Genomic DNA, 21,882 nt, shown 5'->3' with positions numbered 1-21,882 from the left:
TGAACCCTGAGGATTTTCTGATAAAGCAGTTGGCGTCCGCTGGCGGCTCACAGGACGTACAAATAATTAAACCGTGGATTTAAAATAAAAAACCCTGAGGAGAAGTCAGGGTTTTTATCGGTATTTACATGCTTAGGATATTTATTATCTGGCGGCAATACCCAGCTTTTTCATCCGTGATAATAGCGTGGTGCGCTTTAGCCCGAGGCGCTGTGCGGCGCCACGCGGCCCGGCCACCACGCCATTGGTTTCTTTCAGCACGGCCAGGATGCGTTCCCTTTCATCCTGATCGCTGAGTTGCGCCACCGCGTCCGTCTTCACCTGCGGCGCGACCACCGGCAAGGTGGTCAGCGGGTAATTCAGCTCGGGAAGTTGCAGATCTAACACCGTGCCGCGCGTCAGCAGCACCGCGCGTTCAATGACATTTTCCAGCTCACGCACATTACCCGGCCACGGCATACGGCTCAGCAGGCGCAGGGTTTCCGCCGGAATACTGTCGATGGTGCGCTTCATGCGTTTAGCGATTTTATAAGTGAGGAATTTCACCAGTTGCGGAATATCTTCCGGGCGCTCGCGCAGCGGCGGAATAATGATCGGAAAAACGTTCAGCCGGTAAAACAGATCGCTGCGAAATTCTTTGTCAGCCACCATCTGCTGCAAATCCCGGTTGGTGGCGGCGATCATCCGCACGTTGACCGAAATCAGTTTGTTACCGCCTACCCGCTCAAACTCCTGTTCCTGGAGGATGCGCAAAAGTTTAGGTTGCAGCTCGAGAGGGATTTCTCCGACCTCATCCAGAAACAGCGTACCTTTATCCGCCAGTTCGAAGCGCCCCATCCGTTGTGCGGTCGCGCCGGTAAAAGAGCCTTTTTCATGGCCGAATAAATCACTTTCCATCAGCCCGGCGGGCATGGCCGCACAGTTCATTTTCACCATACGCTGGTCACGGCGATCGCCGAGATTGTGGATCGCTCTGGCGATAAGCTCCTTACCGGTGCCGGTTTCGCCGAGGATCAGCACCGAGCAGTCACTTTTCGCGACGATTTCCACCTGTTTCAGCACCGCTGACATACTTGAACTGCGCCCGACAATATCGCTGAAATCCGGGTTATTGCTGTTGATCTGCTCGGTGAGATACAGGTTTTCGTGTTGCAGTTTTTCTTTCAGGCTTTTGATTTCCTGATAGGCCAGTGCGTTGTCTACCGCGATGGCGATACGTTCTGCTATTTGTTGCAGCAGACGCAGATTCGCAGAATTAAAATTGTCCGGCTGGCACTGCGCCAGTTTCAGTACGCCCAGCGTTTTATGGCCGAAACGCAGCGGCAGAATACACAGCGTTTTGGTCTGCTCCCGCCACAGCAAATGGAACAGCGTGCTCTCTTCGCTTTCCCGCTCTGCATCTGGCCGCACGTTAGTCAGCAGCATCTCGCCGCTTTTCATCACCTGCTGTTCAAGGGTGCCCTCCAGCGCCATCCGTGATTGTTCACGTTCCGCCACGTGCGCCTGCACGTAATGCGTGGCATAGACGCTGGCCGGTTCCGTCTCTTTTTCGGCATCGCATAACACAATGCTGATGGCGTTGATGTGAAAGAAATGGTGGATGGTTTTGGCGATTTCGCCGGTCAGTTCATCGAGATCCAGCTTGGACAGCACCGCGTTGGTGATATCCACCAGAATGCGAAAATCGTCACGTTCATGACGCAGCAGGGAGTGCTGAAACTGTGCATTTTCACGCAACCGGATCTGTTCGACGGCGATAGCGGCCAGCATACAGAGTTCATGCAGGCCCGCGTTGTCTTCCTCGCTGAACGGACGATCGTGCTGGCGGGTAAACTCGCAGCCGCCGAGCAGGCCGGTGGAGGCCAGCAGCGGCACCAGACAATAATCGGTAAACGGCGGATAGAGATTCAGCGCGGCCAGTTGCGGATAGCGCAGGTTCAGCGCTTCGCTGCGCCAGACCTGCGTTTTAGGGTTGTTCAGCAGGCCGTGCACCGGCCCGGTGGCTAACAGGGTTTCATCTTCATAACTGACCGGCTGATGGTGCGGATCGATACCGTAAAAACTGACGCGATCGCTGTTGCTGTCAAACAGTACCAGCGTCACCGCTTCGGCGATACCGGCACTCTGGACCACCTGCGTCAGGGTTTCCAGCAGTGAGACCATGGTCTGTTGCAGCAACAGCGTGCGCGTCAGTTCCAGTAACCCTTTATGTTTTGTAATGCTCATTGTTGCACTCTGCATAGCGTTAGCTCTGGATACCTGTTCTTTCAGTTGCATAACTGGGTTGCAAAAATTTCTCCGAAGGGGCAGACCAAAAGTCTACCCCTTTCATGGCAGGCCACTCCCTGCCGAGATCAACAAATGCGGGGTAACGGCTCCGCATGGGGCAACATCAGCTGGCGGACGACGCCCAGCGCACCCCGTAAACAGACCTGCGGATGTTCCGTCACCTCGCCAATGGTCCGGGCATCAATGCCCAGAGGATGACTCTGCAGGATATCCAGCACCGCCTTTTCCACCTGCGGGGACACCACCAGCACCAGTTTGCCTTCGTTGGCAAAATTGAGCGGCTCCAACCCCAGCAGCTCGCAAATACCGCGCACCGCCGGTTTCACCGGCAGGGCATCTTCGTCGATGCAGATCCCGAAACCGCTGGCCTCGCAAAACTCATGCAAAATGGCATTGACCCCGCCGCGGGTGGCATCCCGCAGCGCGTGGACACCGGCCAGCGCACGCAGCGGCGCAATCATCGGGGCCAGCACCGCGCAGTCACTTTCCACCCCGAGATCCATACCGAGCTGTTCCCGCAGATTCAGGATCGCCGCACCGTGATCGCCGAGCGTGCCGCTGACAATCACTTTGTCTCCGGCCTCGAGGGTTTTCGCCGCCCACTTCACTGAGGTGGGGATCACGCCAATCCCGGCGGTATTGATAAAGATTTTGTCCGCCGCGCCGCGCTGCACCACTTTGGTGTCGCCGGTCACGATGGCAATGCCCGCATCGCGGGCGGTCTTCGCCATTGCGCCGACGATTTTCTGCAAATCCGCCAGCGGCAACCCCTCTTCGAGAATGAATCCGCAGGAGAGATAAGCCGGTGTTGCGCCGCTGACGGCCAGATCGTTCGCCGTGCCGCACACCGCCAGTTTGCCAATGTTGCCGCCGGGAAAGAAAATCGGATCGATAACGTAGCTGTCAGTGGTGAATGCCAGCCGGTCGCCCTGACGGGTGAGATCGGCCAGGTTCAGCCGCGCGCCGTCTTCACATTCGTTAAGCCAGGGGTTATCAAATGCGGCGCGAAACGTCCGTTCGATCATCTGCTGCATCGCCCGTCCGCCGCTGCCGTGCGCCATGGTCACCACGTCATTGCGGTTACTCATCCTGCCACCTTCTGTCGTTGATGCGTCTGCACGCGTTGCGTTTCCTGATGCCGGTACTGATACCACGCGGCGCAGGCCCCTTCGGACGACACCATCAGCGCACCGAATGCGTTATGCGGCGTGCAACCGGTGCCAAACAGCGGGCACTGATGCGGCTTGCAGCGTCCGGTCAGCACTTCGCCGCAGCGTGCACGCGGATCGTCGGCGACCGACTGCGCCTGCGGGTTAAAGCGCCGTTCGGCATCGAATGCCGCGTAGCCTGCCGTCAGCGAAATACCGGAATTTTCTATCAGCCCCAGACCGCGCCATTCGCTGCTGCCCGACAGCACAAACACCTCGCGCATGGCGTCCTGTGCCAGCAGGTTACCCTCTTCCGGCACCACGCGGCGGTACTGGTTTTCAGTTTTACACGATGCCTCGCAAACTTGTTCCACCAGCATCAGAACGCTTTGCAGCATATCCAGCGGTTCAAATCCGCTGATCACCAGCGGTTTACCAAATTGCGTATTGATAAAGTGATACGGCGACGTGCCGATCACCATGCTGACGTGGCCGGGCGCGAGGAACGCATCGATGCGCACGTCGTCTTGTTGCAGCAGGCTGCGCAAGGTGGGGATCAGGCTGATGTGCTGGCAGAACACGCTGAAGTTCATCAGACCTTCACGCCGTGCCTGTTGCAGCGTCACGGCGGTCACCGGCAGCGTGGTTTCAAAACCAAGGGCGAAAAACACCACCTGACGCGCCGGATTTTCCCGCGCCAGTTTCAGGGCATCGAGCGGCGAATAGACCACGCGCACGTCTGCGCCGCGTTCGCGCGCCTGTAACAGCGAACCCTGTTTACCCGGCACCCGCAGCGCATCGCCGAAGGTGCAGAAAATCACTTCAGGGTGCGCGGCGATTTCACAGCAGGCGTCGATGCGCCCCATCGGCAATACGCAGACCGGACACCCCGGCCCGTGGATAAACTCAAGCTGCGGTGGCAGCAGTTTATCCAGCCCGAATTTGAAAATAGCGTGGGTGTGGCCGCCGCAGACTTCCATAATCTGCATCGGTTTTGCGGCGCTGTAAGGCAGTTGCGCCGCCCGCTGATGCAGCCGTTCGATCAGCGTTTTGGCAAGTTTAGGATCGCGGAATTCATCGACAAATCGCATTATCTGACCTCCCCTCTGCCGAGGAACAGCGCGACGTCGGCTTCCACTTCCTCCATCGCGTGCAGCGCCGCCAGCGTTTCCTGCGCCTCCTGCTCGTCGAGTTTGCTCAGCGCGAAACCGACGTGGATCAATACCCAGCAGCCGATCAGCGCCTGCCGGTTCTCACCGCCGACCAGCGCGATATTCACCTCGCGGCGCATTCCGCACACCTGCGCCCAGGCGTGGTCGGGTTGCTGATCGTGCAGGGCAACGATTTGCCCCGGAATGCCTATGCACATCGCTGTTGCTCCAGCCACGCCAGCCAACGCGCCATCCCCTCACCGGTGGTCGCGGAGAGCTGAATCACCTCAATGTCCGGGTTCACCTGGCGCGCATTGGCAATGCAAACCTCAACGTCGAACGTGACGTAAGGCAGCAGATCGATTTTATTGAGGATCATCAGCCGGGAAGCGGCAAACATATGCGGATATTTCAGCGGCTTGTCTTCGCCTTCGGTGACGGAAAGCACCGCCACTTTATGACGCTCGCCGAGATCGAAACTGGCGGGGCACACCAGATTCCCGACGTTTTCGATAAACAGCAGGCTGCCGTTTTCAGGTGCCAGCTGGTGTACCGCGTCGTGCACCATTTGCGCGTCGAGATGGCAGCCTTTGCCGGTATTCACCTGAATCGCCGGCACCCCGGTGGCACGAATGCGGTCAGCATCATTGGTGGTTTGCTGATCGCCTTCCACCACCGCGCAGCTCACCTGCGATGCCAGACGGGTCAGCGTGCTGGTCAGCAACGTCGTTTTGCCGGATCCGGGGCTGGACACCAGATTCAGCGCCAGGATCGACGCACTGGCAAAGTGCTCGCGGTTATGCGCCGCAATGTGATTATTCTTCGCCAGCACGTCCATTTCGATATCAATCAGGCGGCGCGGCGCAAACGGCAGGCCGTGGGAATGATCATCATGAGAGTGGAAATGTGGCGACGCGTCGTGAGGGTGCTGATGGGAATGTTGATGGAGATGTTCACTGCTGACGCCTTCAATCCGAAGTTCGCCACTGGCACAACCGCAGGTACTGCACATAATTTTCTCCCGGGGCAAAACGCGCCCGTTATTCGATTTCAATACGTTTTAATTTCATGCCGTCGTCAGCAACAACGCGGACATGACGCCCGCCGCACAGCGGGCAAAGCAGTACGCCGGGGCTGAGAAGGCGGATGTCGAGCTGACAATCATGGCACCAGCACTCTGCCGCAGGCGTCGCGAGATGCAGCTCGCACCCTTCGGCCAGCGTTTCGCGGCAGGCCAGTTCAAAACAGAATGTCAGCGCGTCAGGCTCGACGCAGGAAAATGCCCCCACTTCCATCCACACGGCGGTGATCCGGCGGGCATTATTTTGCCGGGCAAATTGCTGCATTAATTCGACGGCATTCTGGCACAGGGTTATTTCGTGCATAGCGTCCGCTCTTTTAAAAATGATGACAGTGCGCTGCAATATTAATGCCAGAGTGTATTCAGGAACTGAGAAGGGAATATTTCAGCCGTTCTGTCATGCCGCAGTCAGCCCCCGTCATATATGTCGAAATAAGGTGTCATCGACATGTCATTTATTTTACCTTCCGCTTCCCTGTTAATACGAAAAATATCCAACAATCTGAATTTAAAGCAGTTAACAGAAAAATTCCGCAACTGGCACGCTTTATGCCAATACAGCCCTATGCGCCGTATTTTCGTCGTCATCTGACATTTCGAAATGGCACCCTTACAGAACTCAACAACGGGTAACCACCATGAGCACTCTCAGCGAACTGACCACTAAAGCGGATTACATTGCCAGCAAAAATAATCAGCTGAAATCACACTGGCACACCTATCAGAACAGCCTGATCCAGGCGATCACCACAACAAATAAGAAAATAAATCATGAGTTTACCTGTAGCGAAGAGCAGGACATTCGCTTCACGCTGTTTAACCATTTCTCGGTCAGCATTCATCTGAGCGATGATTTCTACAGTCAGGACGTGATTTACAGCCTGAACATGGCACCGGCCAGCGAAGAACCGGACTTTAAAGCGTTTGCCCACGCCAGACTGAGCGAAGACGGCCATCTCGACGATGTGGTGGATATCCGTGACAAACATGCGGTACAGGAACATTACCTGAATAAGATTTCCGCTATTTATCAGTGCCTGTTCGATTCCCTGCATAACAATCAGGCCGTTTTACCGCAATTAGAAAAATTGCTGATTCAGGAAAAATAATCCTGCGGAATTCATTTTCACGGCGTGGCGAAAATAAATACCCCCTCGCTGAACTGCCGTTTCTTTAATGGGATTAATTCCGACATAAGTGTCGAAATGTCATTTTTAGTGCCGATTTCGTCATCTTTGACGAAATAGAAAGGAGAGGTCATGAGCGTTAAAACGGCCATGAATCAATATGTGATAGCCGACCCGAAACGTTGTATCGGCTGCAATACCTGTATGGCCAGCTGCTCGCAGGAACATCAGCGCCACGGCTTACAGTCTGCTCCCCGTTTGCAGGTGATGCGTAACCGTCTGGATTCCGCGCCGGTCATGTGTCACCAGTGTGAAGATGCCCCCTGCGCGCAGGTGTGCCCGGTGAATGCCATCACCCGCGAGAATGACGCCATTCATCTGAATGAAAGTCTGTGCGTCAGCTGCAAACTGTGCGGTATCGCCTGCCCGTTTGGCGCGATCACCTTTTCCGGCAGTACGCCCGTGGACATTCCGCGCGACTGCAACACATGGAAAGCACAGCCCGCCCCGCGCGCACCCCGTGCGGTCAGCCCGTTTCTTGACTGCGTTCCCGGCATTCGCGCCGTGGCGGTGAAATGCGATTTGTGCAGCTTCAGCCCGCAAGGCCCGGCGTGCATCACCTCCTGCCCGACGCAGGCGATCACGCTGGTGACCGCCGGTCTGTCTGCCCGCGCCAGCCAGCAAAAACGCCTGAACGCCATGACCGTTTTCCCTGCCGATCTCCCGGTCGATTTAACCGCCTTCACCGCACCTGACGCGGAGACAAAATCATGACGTCTTTATTGGCTTTGACTCCGGCGTCCCTGCTGGCGCTGGCGCTGATGCTCTGGTTACTGAGCGGTGTTCTGAGCTGGCTGGTGGCGGTTTCTGCACGCCTGAGCAGCCTGATTTCCGGCCTCGGCGGCATGCTGGCCTCCCTCGCCGCCATGACGGCGGCGTTGCAGATAGTGCACGGCGGCCCTGCGCAGGCGATCACGCTGCCGCTGCTGCATTTCGCGGCGGAGTTCAGCGCGCTGAACGGCCTGCTGCTGCTGGCGATGTCCGTTCCGGCGCTGTTTTGCAGCCTGTATGCCTGCGCATGGCTCAACGCGGTGAATTCACGCACGCGCGCGCGCACCGGGCTGTTGTGCAATCTGCTGCTGGCCGCACTGGCCGCCGCGTCAGTGTCTGCCAATGCCGTTCAGCTGATTCTGATGATGGAGCTGGCGGCGCTGTGCGCCTATTTCCTGATCGTACAGAGCGACGATGTGAAAAGCCGTCGCGCCGGCCTGAACCAGTTTCTCTCGGGCCGTCTCGGCACGCTGTGCCTGATCCTGGCCTTTGCCCTGCTGCATCACACCAGCGGCAGCGTCAATTTTGAGGTGCTGCGCCAGGCAACGTTGACGCCGGGCATTAAATCGGCGGCGTTCCTGCTGGCGCTGGCAGGTTTCGGGCTGTACGCCGGAATTATCCCGCTGCACGCCTGGGTGCCGCAGTCACATTCCAGCGCGCCCGCTCACGCCGCCGCGCTGTTCTCCGCCGCGCTGATGAAAATCGGCATTATCGGCATCGTAAAAGTCGGTCTGGATCTGCTGGGCGCACCGCCACTCTGGTGGGGCCTGATGGTGTTGCTTCTGGCGATCCTGACCGCATTTATTGGCGGGCTGTACGCGCTGATGGAACATGATCTCCGCCGTCTGCTGGCTTATCACACGCTGGAAAACGTCGGGATTATCCTGCTCGGCGTGGGGGGCGCGATGGTGGGCGTGGCGCTGGATCTGCCGGTGCTGGCGTCGCTTGCGCTGCTGGCCGGGCTGTTCCATCTGTTCAACCACGGCCTGTTCAAAACCGCGCTGTTCCTCGGTGCCGGTGAAATCGAAATGCAGACCGGCATCAGGGATATGGAAAAACTCGGCGGTATTGCGCGGCTGATGCCGTGGACCGCCGTGGCGGTGCTGATTGCCCTGATGTCGATGGCGGCACTGCCGCCGCTCAACGGCTTTGCCAGCGAATGGCTGCTGTATCAGTCGCTGTTCCAGCTGAGCGCCAGCAAGGTGTTTATCGCGCGTCTGCTCGGGCCGCTGCTGGCGGTCGGTCTGGCGCTGACCGGGGCACTGGCGCTGATGTGTATTGCCAAAGTTTTCGGCGTCACCTTCCTTGGTGCACCGCGCAGTCAGGCGGCGGCAGATGCCACACCCGCCCCGCTGGCGATGACGCTCGGCAGTCTCTTACCGGCGCTGCTGTGCATTCTGTCTGGCGTCGCCTCCCCGTGGATCATTCCGCACTTTTCCGGCGTGGCCGCTGCCGTGCTGAATACGCCGCTCATGCCGTTTGCCCGAAACGGCGCGGCGGTGTCCGGCACCTCCGCCGTCTGTGCCCCGATGATTGCCCTGCTGCTTCTGGCGATGCCGTTACTGCCGTGGCTGATTGCCAGCCTGTTACGCGGAGCGCGTCTGCCGAACCGTGTGCGCGGCGACGCCTGGGCGTGCGGTTATGGACATTCCGCTGAAATGGTGGTCACCGCCACCGGTTTTGCCCAGCCGCTGCGCGTGATGTTTGCGCCGTTGTATCGCCTGCGCCAGCGCGCCACGCCTGCCGCGCTGGTGGCTGCCCTGCACCGGGGCTGGCTCGGGGCGTTCTGCCGTCGTCTGGCTTTCATCGAACTGGCCGTGTTGCTGGTTGTGGCTTTTGCCTGAGGAACTGAAGATGAATTTTCCCGTTTTGTTAAACACCGCCCTGTGGCCGCTGGCGCTGATCCAGGCGGTGGCCCTGCTGGCTGTCGCGCCGCTGTTTGCCGGTTTCAGCCGCGTGATGCGCGCCCGGATGCACAACCGGCAGGGGCCGGGCGTGTTACAGGAATATCGCGATATCGCCAAATTACTGACACGCCAGAGCGTGGCACCGGCGGCATCGGGGGCGGCGTTTCGCAGTATGCCGTATCTGCTGACCGGCGGATTGCTGGTCATCGCCACCGCCCTGCCAGCGGTGACGCTGGCATCACCTTTGGGAGCGGCGGGCGATCTGATCACCGTCATTTATCTTTTCGCCATCGTGCGCTTCGTGTTCGCCATCGCCGGGCTGGATACCGGCAGCCCGTTCACTGGCATGGGTGCCAGCCGCGAGGCGGTACTCGGCGTGCTGGTCGAGCCGATTCTGCTGCTCGGCCTGTGGGTCGCGGCGCTGGTGGCCGGTTCCACGTCACTCGGCGCGATTGCTGCCCGCGTGCTGCACTGGCCGGTGTCGTCTTCATTAACGCTGATTCTGGCCGCGCTGGCCTGCGCTTTTGCCACCTATATCGAAATGGGCAAGCTGCCGTTTGATATGGCCGAAGCCGAGCAGGAATTGCAGGAAGGCCCGCTCACCGAATACTCCGGCGCGGCGCTCGGCGTACTGAAACTGGGGATCAGTCTGAAGCAGCTGGTGGTGTTGCAACTGTTTCTCGGTCTGTTTTTCCCGTTCGGTCTGGCAGAACACATCACGCCACTGACGCTGCTGATGGCGGTGATCGTCTGCCTGCTGAAACTGCTGGTTGCCGTTTTTCTGGTGGCACTGATTGAAAACAGCGTCGCCCGTCTGCGCTTTCTTAAAACCTCCCGCACCACCTGGGCGGGCTTCGGGCTGGCGTTTCTGGCGCTGGTGTCCTGGCTGGTCGCAGGCTGACCTGACATTTTTCGTGTCCCGCTGCGGCGGGAAGAGGCTTTGTAATGAGTGATTTCAATACCGCGTTAAACCAAAATCCGGTGGGTAAGCATTATCTGGCGGCGCTGGCGAAGCAGTTTCCTTCGGCAATTTTAGGCAGCGAATGGCAGACCGATACGCAGGCCACCGTGACCATCAAACTCAATGCCCTGCCGGAAGTGGTCGAGTGGTTGTATTACCAGCAGGGCGGATGGCTGTCGGTTTTATTCGGCAATGACGAGCGCACGCTGTGCGGCAACTATGCGCTGTACTACGTGCTGTCGATGGAACAGGGCGTGAAATGCTGGATCACCGTACGCGCCGAAGTGGATCCCGTCTCGCTGGAATTTCCTTCCGTGACGCCCCGCGTACCGGCAGCCGTCTGGGGTGAACGCGAAGTGCGCGACATGTACGGTCTGCGTCCGGTGGGTTTGCCGGATGAACGCCGCCTGGTGCTGCCCGATGACTGGCCTGACGATTTATATCCGCTGCGCAAAGACGCCATGGATTACCGCCAGCGCCCTGCGCCGACCACGGACGAAGAAACCTATCCGTTTATTTCTGAGGCCAAAGAAGGCAGCAAAATTGTGCCGATCGGCCCGCTGCACGTCACCTCTGACGAACCCGGACATTTTCGTCTGTTCGTCGATGGCGAAGACATTATCGATGCCGATTACCGCCTGTTTTACGTGCATCGCGGCATGGAAAAACTGGCCGAAACCCGCATGGGTTACAACGAAGTGACGTTCCTGTCAGACCGCGTTTGCGGCATTTGCGGCTTTACGCACAGCGTCGCCTACACCTCGTCGGTGGAAAATGCGATGGGGATCGTCGTGCCGGAACGGGCGCAGATGATCCGCTCGATTCTGCTGGAAGTGGAACGCCTGCACAGCCATCTGCTGAACCTCGGCCTGGCCTGTCATTTCGTCGGTTTTGACTCCGGCTTTATGCAGTTCTTCCGCGTGCGCGAGCAATCCATGAAGATGGCGGAAATCCTCACCGGCGCACGGAAAACCTACGGCATGAACCTGATTGGCGGCATGCGTCGCGACATTTTAAAAGACGACATGATTGCCACCATTGCGCTGGCGGGCAGCATGCGCCGCGATCTCAACGAGCTGGTGGATATTCTGCTCAGCACGCCGAATACCGAACAGCGCAGCGTCGGCGTCGGCATTCTGGATCCGCAGGTGGCGCGTGATTTCAGCAACGTCGGCCCGATGGTGCGCGGCAGCGGCCATCGCCGCGATATGCGTCAGGATCACCCTTACGCCGGTTACGCCAAACTGCCGTTTGAGCTGTGCAGCGAAACCGGTAACGACGTCTATTCCCGCCTGAAAGTGCGCATCCACGAAGTTTTCAATTCCCTGAATATGATCGAGTTTGGCCTGCAAAGCCTGCCGGGCGGCCCGCTGGCCGTGGAAGGTTTTACCTATATTCCGCACCGCTTTGCGCTGGGTTTTGCCGAAGCGCCGCGCGGCGACGACATTCACTGGAGCATGACCGGCGATAACCAGAAGCTGTTCCGCTGGCGCTGCCGGGCGGCCACTTACGCCAACTGGCCGACGCTGCGCTACATGCTGCGCGGCAATACGGTGTCCGATGCGCCGCTGATCATCGGCAGTCTCGATCCCTGCTATTCCTGCACTGACCGCATGACGGTGGTCGATGTGCGTAAGAAAACGACCATTGTCGTGCCTTACAAAGAGATCGAACGTTACGGCATCGAACGCAAAAATTCGCCGCTTTAAGGAGCCGCTCACTCATGCTGAAACTGATAAAAAAAGTGCTGAAAACCGGCACGGCGACGGTGGCCTATCCGTTTAAACCGCTGGATCTGGCACCGAACTTTCGGGGTAAACCGCAGTACACCGCGCAGCAGTGCATCGCCTGCGGCGCCTGCGCCAACGCCTGTCCGTCCAACGCGCTGACCATGACCACGGCCGAAGACGGCGAAACGATCCGCTGGCAGTTGTTTTTAGGGCGCTGCATTTTCTGCGCCCGCTGCGAGGAGGTCTGCCCGACGGCGGCCATTACGCTCTCACAGGAATTTGAACTGGCGGTGTGGCGCAAAGAAGATCTGTTCGAAACCGCAGATTTCCCCGTCTGCCACTGCCGTGAATGTGGCAAAGCCTACGCCGTGCAGAAGGAAATCGACTTTGCACTCAGCCTGTTACAGGAAAACGGCGCGCTGAGCGAGCGGCAAATCGCCGACCGGCGCATCCAGTATGAAACCTGTCCGGAGTGCAAAAAAATGCACTGTCTTTCTTCCACCGACCGCATTGATATCGGCCGACATATGACCACGGAGGCGCAGTCATGAGCCAGACGCTGATCGGCCCACGTGACGAACATGGCCTGCCGGTGCCCGTCACCCTTGATGAAAGCATCGCCAAACTGAAATCCACCCTGCTCACCAGCATCCGCCGCTCTGCCTACGTCTACCGCGTGGACTGCGGCGGCTGCAACGGCTGTGAAATCGAGATTTTCGCCGCGATCTCCCCGCTGTTTGATGCCGAACGTTTTGGGATCAAAGTGGTGCCCTCACCGCGTCATGCCGACATTTTACTGTTTACCGGTGCCGTCACCCGCGCCATGCGCGTGCCTGCGCTGCGCGCCTGGGATTCTGCCCCTGATCCTAAAATCAGTATTTCCTACGGGGCCTGCGGCAACAGCGGCGGCATTTTCCACGACCTTTATTGTGTCTGGGGCGGTACTGACAAGATCGTGCCGGTGGATGTGTACATTCCCGGCTGCCCGCCCACGCCTGCCGCCACCATTTATGGTTTTGCGATGGCGCTTGGCCTGCTGGATCAGAAAATTAAAGGCCAGCAACACGACGAGGCCGCCCGCGAACCGGTGGCATTATTGCATCCCGACCTGCCGCAACCGCTGCGCGTATTGCTCGATCGCGAAGCCCGCCGCATGGCCGGTTACCGCTATGGCCGCCAGATTGCCGATCGCTTTATGGAGCTGGTCGCCGCGCCCGGCCTGCAACCGGTAGAACAGCGCATCTCGGCCTATCTGGATGAACAAGGGGATATGCGGCTTAACGAAATCGTCGGCAACCTGCAACAGATTTACCAGCAGGTGCTGCGCGGGGAGGTACGCCTGTGATGACCTCCGCCAACGATAACCGTTATGCCCGGCATCAGACCCCGGCGGGCATCACGCCCGAAAAGAACAAAGTGATTTTCTATTCGCTGAGCAGCAAGTTCGTCGATGAGAAGCGCGCGCAGAAACGCAGCGCGCAAAAAGTGCAGGAAGTCATTTATTACAGTCTGGCGATCGGCCATCACCTTGGGGTCATCGACTGCCTGAAATCCCGCCTCGAATGCCCGCTTGATGATTATCGCCGGTGGATAGACCTTCTGCCGGAGAACGGCGAGGCACACCGGAAACTGGCCGGAGTGCAACGCTTCGGCGAGATCAATATCGACAGCACACACACGCACTGCCTGGCGCTGGCGCTGCGCGCGGCCCGCCAGCAGATGACCCCGCAGCAACAGGGCTGGAGCGATGCGCTGGTCGCCCTGCTCCAGCAAATCGAAAACGACCCCGCCATGTACCTGATGGTCAGGAGATACGATGCCTGATTTACCTTCCCGCTACGCGCTGCTGTGCGTCGGCAACAGCATGATGGGTGACGATGGCGCAGGCCCGCGGCTGGCTGAACTGTGCGCCGAACGGCCACTGCCCGGCTGGACCGTCGTGGACGGCGGTGCCGCGCCCGAAAACGATATCGGTTTTTTACGCGAACTGCGCCCGCAGCATCTGGTGATTGTCGATGCCACCGACATGGGGCTGGCGCCCGGTGAAATGCGCATCATCAATGAAGAGGACATCGGTGAGATGTTCATGATGACCACCCACAACCTGCCGCTGACGTTTCTGATTCAGCAACTGCGTGAAGATATCCCGGACATCACGTTTGTTGGCATCCAGCCGGATGTGGTGGCGTTTTACTACCCGATGAGCGCGGTGGTGGAACAGGCGGTCAGGCATCTGCATCAGCGGCTGCCGGCACTGGAAACCGGCTTAGGTATCGCGCTTTATGCTGCCGGGGACGCCTGACATCGGCTATCGACACATCTGTCGAGGCAGTGACGAAGAGGGCATGACGTCAGCCCCCTGTTTCGTCACTGTCAACATTCGTTTCACTAACCCATTGAATCAAAAGCGTAAAAATTAACCCTCTGAACTGGCACGGTTTATGTATAGCCAGAGCAGCAATGTCGTCAGGCCGGTGTCATCCGGCTTCATAAGAAAATCCGGAATCAGGAGAGTTGAAGATGAACCGGTTTATTATCGCCGACCCTAAAAAATGTATCGGCTGCCGTACCTGTGAAATTGCCTGCGTCATGGCTCACAGTGAATCGCAGGATATCTCGCTGCTCAACGCCGCCACCTTTGCGCCGCGTCTGCACGTGATCAAAGGCGTTAATCTGAGCACCGCCGTCATGTGCCGCCAGTGTGAAGACGCGCCCTGCGCCAATGTCTGCCCGAACGGGGCTATCAGCCGCGTCGGCGACCGCGTTCAGGTGATGCAGGAGCGCTGCATCGGTTGTAAAACCTGTGTCGTTGCCTGCCCGTACGGCGCGATGGAAGTGGTCACCAAACCGATTTTCCGCCAGAACGGCGCGGCCATGACCGCCACCTCTGACAAAGCCGAAGCGCATAAATGCGATTTGTGCCACGCCCGTGCCGGTGGCCCGGCCTGTATGGAAATTTGCCCGACGAAGGCGCTGTACGCCATCGACCGCAATCACTTACAGGAAATGAACGCAGAAAAACGCCGCCGCGCTGCGCTCGATAGCACCTCCCCCCTGCTGTTTTAACCTCGGATAGAGGAAGGAAGATCATGAAAAAAGTCACCACTGTCTGCCCATACTGTGGGGCGGGATGCAAAATGAATCTGGTTGTGGATAACGGTAAAATTATCCGCGCAGAAGCTGCCAATGGCGTGACCAATCAGGGCGAACTGTGCCTGAAAGGCTATTACGGCTGGGATTTTCTCAATGACACTAAACTGCTGACGCCGCGCCTGACACAGCCGCTGATCCGCCGCCAGAAGGGCGGGAAATTCGAAGCAGTCAGCTGGGATGAAGCCATCCGTTACACCGCGCAGCGTCTGAAAGAGATCAAACAAAAACATGGCCCGCGTTCGATCATGCACACCGGCTCTTCCCGCGGAACCGGCAATGAAACCAACTATGTGATGCAGAAATTCGCCCGTGCGGTGATCGGCACCAACAACGTCGACTGCTGCGCCCGCGTGTGTCACGGCCCGTCGGTTGCCGGTTTGCAGGCCACGCTCGGCAACGGCGCGATGAGCAATTCCATCGGCGATATTGAGAATTCCAAATGCCTGCTGGTGATCGGCTATAACTGTGCCGATTCACACCCGATCGTTGCCCGCCGGGTGATCAAAGCCAAAGAGAAAGGCGCGCAGATCATTGTTTGCGATCCGCGTCGTATCGAAACCGCGCGCATCGCCGATCAACATCTGCAAATCAAAAACGGCTGCAACATGGCGCTGGTGAATGCGTTTGCCCATGTGCTGATCGAAGAAAATTTGTATGACCACGACTACGTCGCCAAATACACCGAAGGCTTCGAGGAGTACCGCAAAAACGTCGCGGATTATTCGCCGGAAAAAGTCGCGGAACAGACCGGCGTCAGTGCACAGCAAATCCGTCAGGCAATGCGCACGTACGCCGCCGCGCCGTCAGCCACCATCATGTGGGGCATGGGCGTCACGCAGTTTGGTCAGGCAGTGGATGTGGTGAAAGGGCTGGCCGGGCTGGCATTGCTGACCGGGAACCTTGGCCGGGCAAACGTCGGCGTCGGGCCGGTGCGCGGTCAGAATAATGTGCAGGGGGCCTGCGATATGGGCGTGCTGCCAAACGAATTCCCCGGCTATCAGTCAGTGACCGATGCCAAAGTCCGCGCAAAATTCGCCGATGCCTGGGGTATCGACGTGAATCAGATGGATGCACAAATTGGCCACCGCATCACCGAGATCCCCCATCTGGCGCTGGAAGGACAGGTAAAAGCCTATTACATCATGGGCGAAGATCCGTTGCAGACCGAAGCCGATTTAAGCCTGGTGCGTAAGGGCTTCGAAGCGCTGGAGTTTGTGGTTGTGCAGGACATCTTCATGACCAAAACCGCCGAGCAGGCCGATGTGATCCTGCCGGCCACCTCCTGGGGTGAGCACGGCGGCGTATTCTCCTGCGCCGACCGCGGTTTCCAGCGTTTCGAGAAAGCCATCGAACCGAAATACAACGTCAAGCGTGACTGGGAAATCATCAGCCTGCTGGCAACGGAACTGGGCTATCCGATGCATTACAACGATAACCAGGAAATCTGGGACGAAATGCGCGAGCTGTGCCCGCTGTTTTACGGCGCAACCTACGAAAAAATGGGCACGCTCGGGCATATCCAGTGGCCGTGCACCACGCTGGAAAGTCCGGGGACTCAGTACCTTTATCAGGACAATCATTTCGACACGCCAACCGGCAAAGGCCAGCTTTTCGCTGCACCGTGGCGCGCCCCTGCTGAAGTGCCGGACGGCAAGTATCCGCTGGTGTTATGTACCGTGCGCGAAGTCGGCCACTACTCCTGCCGTTCGATGACCGGTAACTGTGCCGCCCTGCAAACGCTGGCCGACGAGCCGGGCTTCGTGCAGATGCATCCGCAGGATGCGCAGGCGCTGGGGATCCGCGATCAGCAACTGGTCTGGGTTGCCTCCCGCCGTGGCAAAGTCATTTCCCGCGCCAACTTTAACGAGCGTATCAATATTGGCGCGGTGTACATGACCTATCAGTGGTGGATCGGTGCCTGTAATGAGCTGACGCAGGAAAATCTGGATCCGATCTCAAAAACGCCGGAAACCAAATACTGTGCGGTCAACGTGGAAAACATCGCCGATCAGCGCTGGGCGGAAGACTATGCACAGCAAAGCTACAGCGACATGAAAGCACGTCTGCGCCGTGCCGTTGAAGATGTGATCCCGGTGGTTGAAGTTTAGGTTAATGGAGATCCGCACCTCAAAGTGTGAGGTGTCGTTTTGCTCCCTCCCCTGCAACGGGGAGGGGTCGGGAGGGGGTATGAATGACAACGCGGGATCCGCCGTGGCCATGAATCCCTCTTCCCCGCCATTTAAAAAGGGTTTTTATGTCTGGCTTACTCATTCGCATCAGTGGCAAAGTCCAGGGCGTCGGTTTCCGGCCTTTTATCTGGCAACTGGCTGACCGTTTACAACTTCGCGGTGAAGTCTGTAACGACAGCGCGGGAGTGGAAATCAGACTGCTGAAGCCGGTCAATATCGACATTTTTGTCGAACAGTTACAACGCCACTGCCCGCCGCTGGCGCGCATTGACAGCATTACCTTGGGTCCTTTCGACTGGCAGGATCCGCCACACAGTTTCACGATCACCGGCAGTCGCAAAAGTCAGATGGACACTCAGGTGGTGCCGGATGCCGCGACCTGCCCGGCCTGTCTGAAGGATATTCAGCAGCCCGGCGATCGTCGCTTCGGCTATGCCTTTACCAACTGCACCCACTGCGGCCCGCGCTTTACGTTGATCCGTTCAATGCCCTACGACCGCCCTTCCACCAGCATGGCGGAATTTACGCTGTGCCCTGCGTGTTTACAGGAATATCACAACCCCGGAGACCGGCGGTTTCATGCGCAGCCGGTCGCCTGCCCTCACTGCGGGCCGGGGCTCAGCGCCACCGGACAAAATGGTGAGGTGCTGGCACAGGATCAGGCGGCCATCGCGCAGGCCGTGATTGCGCTGCGCGCCGGTAACATTGTCGCCATCAAAGGGCTGGGCGGTTTTCATCTGGCCTGTGACGCCACGCAGCAGGCTGCCGTGATGCGGCTGCGGGAACGAAAACATCGTCCGACAAAACCGCTGGCCGTGATGCTGCCGGACATCCGCTGGCTGGCGCGCTGCACGGATGACCCGGCGTCGCCCGCACTGCGGGAAGTGTTGCAGTCCCCCGCCGCGCCCATCGTGCTGACGCAGAAAAAAAACCGCTCTGTGCTGTGTGAGGCTATCGCCCCTGATTTAGATGAGGTCGGGCTGATGCTGCCGTTTACGCCGCTGCATCATTTACTGATGCAGGCCTACCCGACTCCGCTGGTCATGACCTCGGGAAATGCGGCGGGTTGCGCACCGGCGTTATCCAACACCGACGCGCTGCGCCAGCTCGACGGCATTGCCGATTTGTGGCTGCTGCACAACCGCGAAATCCTCCAGCGTGCCGATGATTCACTGGTACGCCTGACCCCGCAGGGCACTGAAATATTGCGTCGTGCCAGAGGTTATGTGCCGGACGCCCTGCCATTGCCGCCGGGTTTTCTGGTGCAGCCGACGTTGCTTGCGCTCGGAGGCGATCTGAAAAATACGTTTTGTCTGGTCCGCGGCGGGCAGGCAATACTCAGCGCGCACTTTGGTTCGCTGGCGCACCGCGATATTGCCCTGCAACAGCAGCAGGCGATTGAACATTTCCAGCATCTTTATGCCTGTACGCCCGTGACTCTCGCCCGCGATGCGCATCCCGCTTATGTCAGCCATGTTCAGGCGGACAAGCCCGGCACGCGGGTGGTGGATGTATTGCATCATCATGCCCACATCGCCGCCTGTCTGGCGGAACACCGCTGGCCGCTGGAGGGCGGAAACGTCATCGGGCTGGTGCTGGATGGCCTGGGATACGGTCAGAAAGGCCAGCTTTGGGGCGGCGAATGCCTGCTGGTGAATTATCGCCGGTGCGAACACCTGGGCGGATTACCGCCGGTGGCTCTGCCGGGCGGCGACCGCGCCGCGCGTGAACCCTGGCGAAATCTTCTGGCGCAGTGGATGGCATTTGTGCCGGACTGGCAACACCTTCCTGAAGCGCAAACGTTGCTTACTCAGCCATGGCAGCCGCTGTCGAAGGCGGTGGTGGCGGGCATCAATTCCCCGCTGGCCTCCTCCTGCGGGCGTTTATTCGATGCCGTGGCAGCCGCGACCGGCTGCGCGCCGGAAAGTCTGAGCTGGGAAGGTGAGGCCGCCTGCCGTCTGGAAGCGCTGGCACATCAGGCGTACGGCGTAAAACATCCTGTCACCCTGCCGCTCATTCACGCCGCGGACGGCACCTTTCTGGATTTGGCCGTTTTCTGGCAGCAATGGCTCGGCTGGCAGGCGACACCTGCCGAACGCGCGTTCGCTTTTCATGACGCACTGGCACAAGGTTTTGCCGCCCTGGCCCGCTATTACTGCGCGAAAAACGGCACCCGCACTGTCGCACTGAGCGGCGGCGTGCTGCATAACCGGCTGCTGCGCCAGCTTTTACATCAGGCTTTATCACCACTGCACGTTCTGTTGCCGCGGGAGTATCCGGCTGGTGACGGCGGGCTGGCTCTGGGTCAGGCGGTTGTCGCCTGCGCCCGTCTTCAGTCTGTTTCTGGTTTCAATCTGAATTAACAATAAGGATCCCCATGATTAACCGCGATTTTTTCCATACGCATCGCCGCGCCTTCTGGCTTTTTATCGGCCTGATTGCCGTCAATCTTCTGGCGTGGGGCTGGGCGCTGGCGGCGTTTCGTCACAATGCCGCGCTGATTGCAGCTACGCTGCTGGCGTACGGTTACGGGTTGCGTCATGCGGTGGATGCTGACCATATCGCGGCCATCGATAACGTCACCCGCAAGCTGATGCAGCAGGGTCAGCGGCCGGTGGCCGTCGGGGCTTTTTTCTCGCTGGGGCATTCGAGCATTGTGGTGCTGGCCTGCGTGGCGATTGCAGCCACCTCGCTGGTCTTTGGCAATAAAATCGGCTGGCTGCACGATTACGGCAGCACCCTCGGCACGCTGGTTTCCGCCCTGTTTTTACTGATGATGGCGCTGCTGAATGCGCTGATCCTGCGCGATGTTTACCGCCGTTTTCAGAAAGTAAAACGCGGTCAGACCTTCACCGGTAAAGAGGAACTGCATCAGGTTCAGGGCGGCGTCATGAGCCGGTTGTTCAGCTTCGCTTTCAATATGGTGAACAAAAGCTGGCAGATGTATCTGGTGGGATTTCTGTTCGGGCTGGGTTTCGACACCGCCACGGAGATCGGCCTGCTGGGCATCTCGGCGGCGGGTGCCTCTTCCGGGATGTCGGTGTGGAGCATTATGGTATTTCCGGCGCTGTTCGCCAGCGGCATGGCGCTGATTGATTCACTGGATAATTTTGTGATGGTTGGCGCGTATGGCTGGGCGTTCGACAAGCCGGTTCGCAAGCTTTATTACAACATGACCATTACCGCCACGAGCGTCTTCATTGCGCTGTTTATCGGCGGGCTGGAAGCGCTGGGGCTGATGGCCGACAAGCTGAATCTGCACGGCGGATTGTGGCGGGTAGTGGAACATCTCAACGACAACATGGGCAGCGTCGGTTACGCCGCGGTAGCGATTTTCATCCTGTTCTGGGGAGTTTCGGCGCTGAATTATCGCCGTAAAGGCTATGACTCCCTGACGGTCTGAAACCCCGGACCTGCGGTTACGCATCACCCGGCAACGTTATCTGCTTTTCCAGACGCAGCGTACCGCCGTCTGTCACCGTGATCATGATTTGGGTTTTACTGCCCGGCTGCACGGCAAAGCGCATCTGCCCGAGCGGCTGTGGCTGATTGGCAGAAAGATTGACGTTGCTGCTCTGACGGCTGGTGCTGTTGCCCGCGCTGCCTTGTTGCGAAACGGACACCGCCACCTGGCAGGCGCAGGCTTTGGTGAGGTTGACCATCGGGGTGATGACGTAATTCTGCGCCTCATTGTGCGTATCAAACCAAAGCTGATTGGACATGACGGCGGCGATCAGGAGTAAATGCATAGCCTTTATTCTCCGGGTTCAGTCGAAAAAAAACAGGGCTAGTGCCCTGTTCTGCTTTGCTCCTCCCCTTCGCAGGGGAGGAATGGTTAATCAGTTTTGACTGGCGTAGGCCAGGTTAGCTGTACCAAGCTGGGTGATGCTGGTCAGAGAACCGTTTGCGCCCTGTGAAGCCTGCGCGTAGTTACCTGAACCGTTTTGAGAAACAAGCACTTTACTGCCGTTAGCGGATTGCGACACGTTAGCCGTGTTGTATTCGCCTTTCTGCGCCACACTGATCAGGCTGCCGTCGCCAGTCTGATTCGTGCCAGAGGTGTTTCTGAACCCGTCCTGATTTACCGCAGTCAGCGATTTCTGCGCACCGGTTTGAGTGGCATTCGCCAGGTTAGCAGTACCCTGCTGGTAAATCTGAATTTCAGAATTCCACTGGGTGGCCGTGAATGTCGGCACTGTTGATGGAGGTGTAGAAGGACCACCACCGCCGCCGCCACCATGATTTTGACCCGTTGCAAATGCACTGCCACTAACGACTAAAGCGGAGACTGCCACAATTTTCCAAAGTTTCATGA

The 21,882-nt window shown here is 58.5% G+C and carries 21 protein-coding genes; 13 read left to right on the top strand and 8 right to left on the bottom strand.

What is annotated here, in order from left to right:
* Positions 1-144 precede the first annotated feature (144 nt).
* The 6 genes from flhA to hypA all read right to left on the bottom strand — a co-directional run bounded on the left by flhA (position 145) and on the right by hypA (position 5,973).
* Positions 145-2,226 carry a formate hydrogenlyase transcriptional activator FlhA gene (flhA, locus tag ED901_RS24300; RefSeq protein WP_235533422.1) on the bottom strand — a complete coding sequence of 694 codons (2,082 nt, stop codon included), beginning with the start codon at positions 2,224-2,226 and terminating at the stop codon, positions 145-147.
* Between the two features lie 128 nt (positions 2,227-2,354).
* The gene (gene hypE, locus ED901_RS24295) at positions 2,355-3,377 is read right to left on the bottom strand and encodes a hydrogenase expression/formation protein HypE (protein WP_056774260.1); all 1,023 of its coding nucleotides are present in this window, start codon (positions 3,375-3,377) and stop codon (positions 2,355-2,357) included.
* A complete protein-coding gene (hypD, locus tag ED901_RS24290; protein ID WP_122097494.1) occupies positions 3,374-4,528 on the bottom strand; it encodes a hydrogenase formation protein HypD in 1,155 nt (384 codons plus the stop codon). Before hypD ends, hypE begins: the two co-directional genes overlap by 4 nt.
* Entirely contained in the window at positions 4,528-4,806 is a 279-nt protein-coding gene (locus ED901_RS24285; protein ID WP_056774253.1) for a HypC/HybG/HupF family hydrogenase formation chaperone, read from the bottom strand. Before ED901_RS24285 ends, hypD begins: the two co-directional genes overlap by 1 nt.
* Entirely contained in the window at positions 4,797-5,600 is an 804-nt protein-coding gene (gene hypB, locus ED901_RS24280) for a hydrogenase nickel incorporation protein HypB (RefSeq protein ID WP_122097493.1), read from the bottom strand. The genes ED901_RS24285 and hypB overlap by 10 nt, the downstream gene beginning before the upstream one ends.
* A 28-nt stretch (positions 5,601-5,628) precedes the next feature.
* Positions 5,629-5,973: a hydrogenase maturation nickel metallochaperone HypA gene (gene hypA / locus ED901_RS24275; RefSeq protein ID WP_056774386.1), complete on the bottom strand. Its 345-nt coding sequence runs from the start codon at positions 5,971-5,973 to the stop codon at positions 5,629-5,631.
* A 334-nt stretch (positions 5,974-6,307) separates the two neighbouring features.
* Between hypA and ED901_RS24270 the strand changes: the two genes are divergently transcribed.
* From ED901_RS24270 to ED901_RS24210, 13 genes are all read left to right on the top strand, one after another.
* Positions 6,308-6,778 carry a formate hydrogenlyase regulator HycA gene (locus tag ED901_RS24270; RefSeq protein WP_122097492.1) on the top strand — a complete coding sequence of 157 codons (471 nt, stop codon included), beginning with the start codon at positions 6,308-6,310 and terminating at the stop codon, positions 6,776-6,778.
* 168 nt (positions 6,779-6,946) lie between these two features.
* Entirely contained in the window at positions 6,947-7,570 is a 624-nt protein-coding gene (locus ED901_RS24265) for a 4Fe-4S dicluster domain-containing protein (protein WP_205965144.1), read from the top strand.
* On the top strand, positions 7,567-9,471 hold the full coding sequence (locus tag ED901_RS24260) for a proton-conducting transporter membrane subunit (RefSeq protein WP_122097490.1): 1,905 nt from the start codon (positions 7,567-7,569) through the stop codon (positions 9,469-9,471). Before ED901_RS24265 ends, ED901_RS24260 begins: the two co-directional genes overlap by 4 nt.
* A 10-nt stretch (positions 9,472-9,481) precedes the next feature.
* Positions 9,482-10,435: a respiratory chain complex I subunit 1 family protein gene (locus ED901_RS24255; RefSeq protein WP_122097489.1), complete on the top strand. Its 954-nt coding sequence runs from the start codon at positions 9,482-9,484 to the stop codon at positions 10,433-10,435.
* A gap of 44 nt (positions 10,436-10,479) precedes the next feature.
* Positions 10,480-12,204, top strand: a complete 1,725-nt coding sequence (locus tag ED901_RS24250) for an NADH-quinone oxidoreductase subunit C (RefSeq protein ID WP_056774229.1) — start codon at positions 10,480-10,482, stop codon at positions 12,202-12,204.
* Positions 12,205-12,218: 14 nt separating this feature from the next.
* The gene (locus tag ED901_RS24245; protein WP_122097488.1) at positions 12,219-12,776 is read left to right on the top strand and encodes a formate hydrogenlyase complex iron-sulfur subunit; all 558 of its coding nucleotides are present in this window, start codon (positions 12,219-12,221) and stop codon (positions 12,774-12,776) included.
* Positions 12,773-13,570 carry an NADH-quinone oxidoreductase subunit B family protein gene (locus tag ED901_RS24240; protein ID WP_122097487.1) on the top strand — a complete coding sequence of 266 codons (798 nt, stop codon included), beginning with the start codon at positions 12,773-12,775 and terminating at the stop codon, positions 13,568-13,570. The genes ED901_RS24245 and ED901_RS24240 overlap by 4 nt, the downstream gene beginning before the upstream one ends.
* Positions 13,570-14,049: a formate hydrogenlyase maturation HycH family protein gene (locus tag ED901_RS24235; RefSeq protein WP_056774219.1), complete on the top strand. Its 480-nt coding sequence runs from the start codon at positions 13,570-13,572 to the stop codon at positions 14,047-14,049. The genes ED901_RS24240 and ED901_RS24235 overlap by 1 nt, the downstream gene beginning before the upstream one ends.
* Positions 14,042-14,527: a hydrogenase maturation peptidase HycI gene (hycI, locus tag ED901_RS24230; RefSeq protein ID WP_122097486.1), complete on the top strand. Its 486-nt coding sequence runs from the start codon at positions 14,042-14,044 to the stop codon at positions 14,525-14,527. The genes ED901_RS24235 and hycI overlap by 8 nt, the downstream gene beginning before the upstream one ends.
* A 218-nt stretch (positions 14,528-14,745) precedes the next feature.
* Positions 14,746-15,291 carry an electron transport protein HydN gene (gene hydN, locus ED901_RS24225; RefSeq protein WP_056774212.1) on the top strand — a complete coding sequence of 182 codons (546 nt, stop codon included), beginning with the start codon at positions 14,746-14,748 and terminating at the stop codon, positions 15,289-15,291.
* A gap of 23 nt (positions 15,292-15,314) precedes the next feature.
* Positions 15,315-17,486 carry a formate dehydrogenase subunit alpha gene (gene fdhF / locus ED901_RS24220; protein WP_122097485.1) on the top strand — a complete coding sequence of 724 codons (2,172 nt, stop codon included), beginning with the start codon at positions 15,315-15,317 and terminating at the stop codon, positions 17,484-17,486.
* 146 nt (positions 17,487-17,632) lie between these two features.
* A complete protein-coding gene (hypF, locus tag ED901_RS24215; RefSeq protein WP_122097484.1) occupies positions 17,633-19,930 on the top strand; it encodes a carbamoyltransferase HypF in 2,298 nt (765 codons plus the stop codon).
* 14 nt (positions 19,931-19,944) lie between these two features.
* Positions 19,945-20,970, top strand: a complete 1,026-nt coding sequence (locus ED901_RS24210; RefSeq protein ID WP_122097483.1) for a HoxN/HupN/NixA family nickel/cobalt transporter — start codon at positions 19,945-19,947, stop codon at positions 20,968-20,970.
* 16 nt (positions 20,971-20,986) lie between these two features.
* On the opposite strand, the gene csgC is transcribed toward ED901_RS24210, so the two are convergent.
* On the bottom strand, positions 20,987-21,316 hold the full coding sequence (gene csgC / locus ED901_RS24205; RefSeq protein ID WP_122097482.1) for a curli assembly chaperone CsgC: 330 nt from the start codon (positions 21,314-21,316) through the stop codon (positions 20,987-20,989).
* 90 nt (positions 21,317-21,406) lie between these two features.
* On the bottom strand, positions 21,407-21,880 hold the full coding sequence (gene csgA, locus ED901_RS24200; protein ID WP_122097481.1) for a curli major subunit CsgA: 474 nt from the start codon (positions 21,878-21,880) through the stop codon (positions 21,407-21,409).
* Between the last annotated feature and the right edge of the window lie 2 nt (positions 21,881-21,882).

The sequence above is a fragment of the Rahnella sp. Larv3_ips genome (assembly GCF_003697865.1).
GTDB classification, from domain to species: Bacteria; Pseudomonadota; Gammaproteobacteria; order Enterobacterales; family Enterobacteriaceae; genus Rahnella; species Rahnella rivi.
This window is presented reverse-complemented; position numbering and strand designations above follow the sequence as displayed.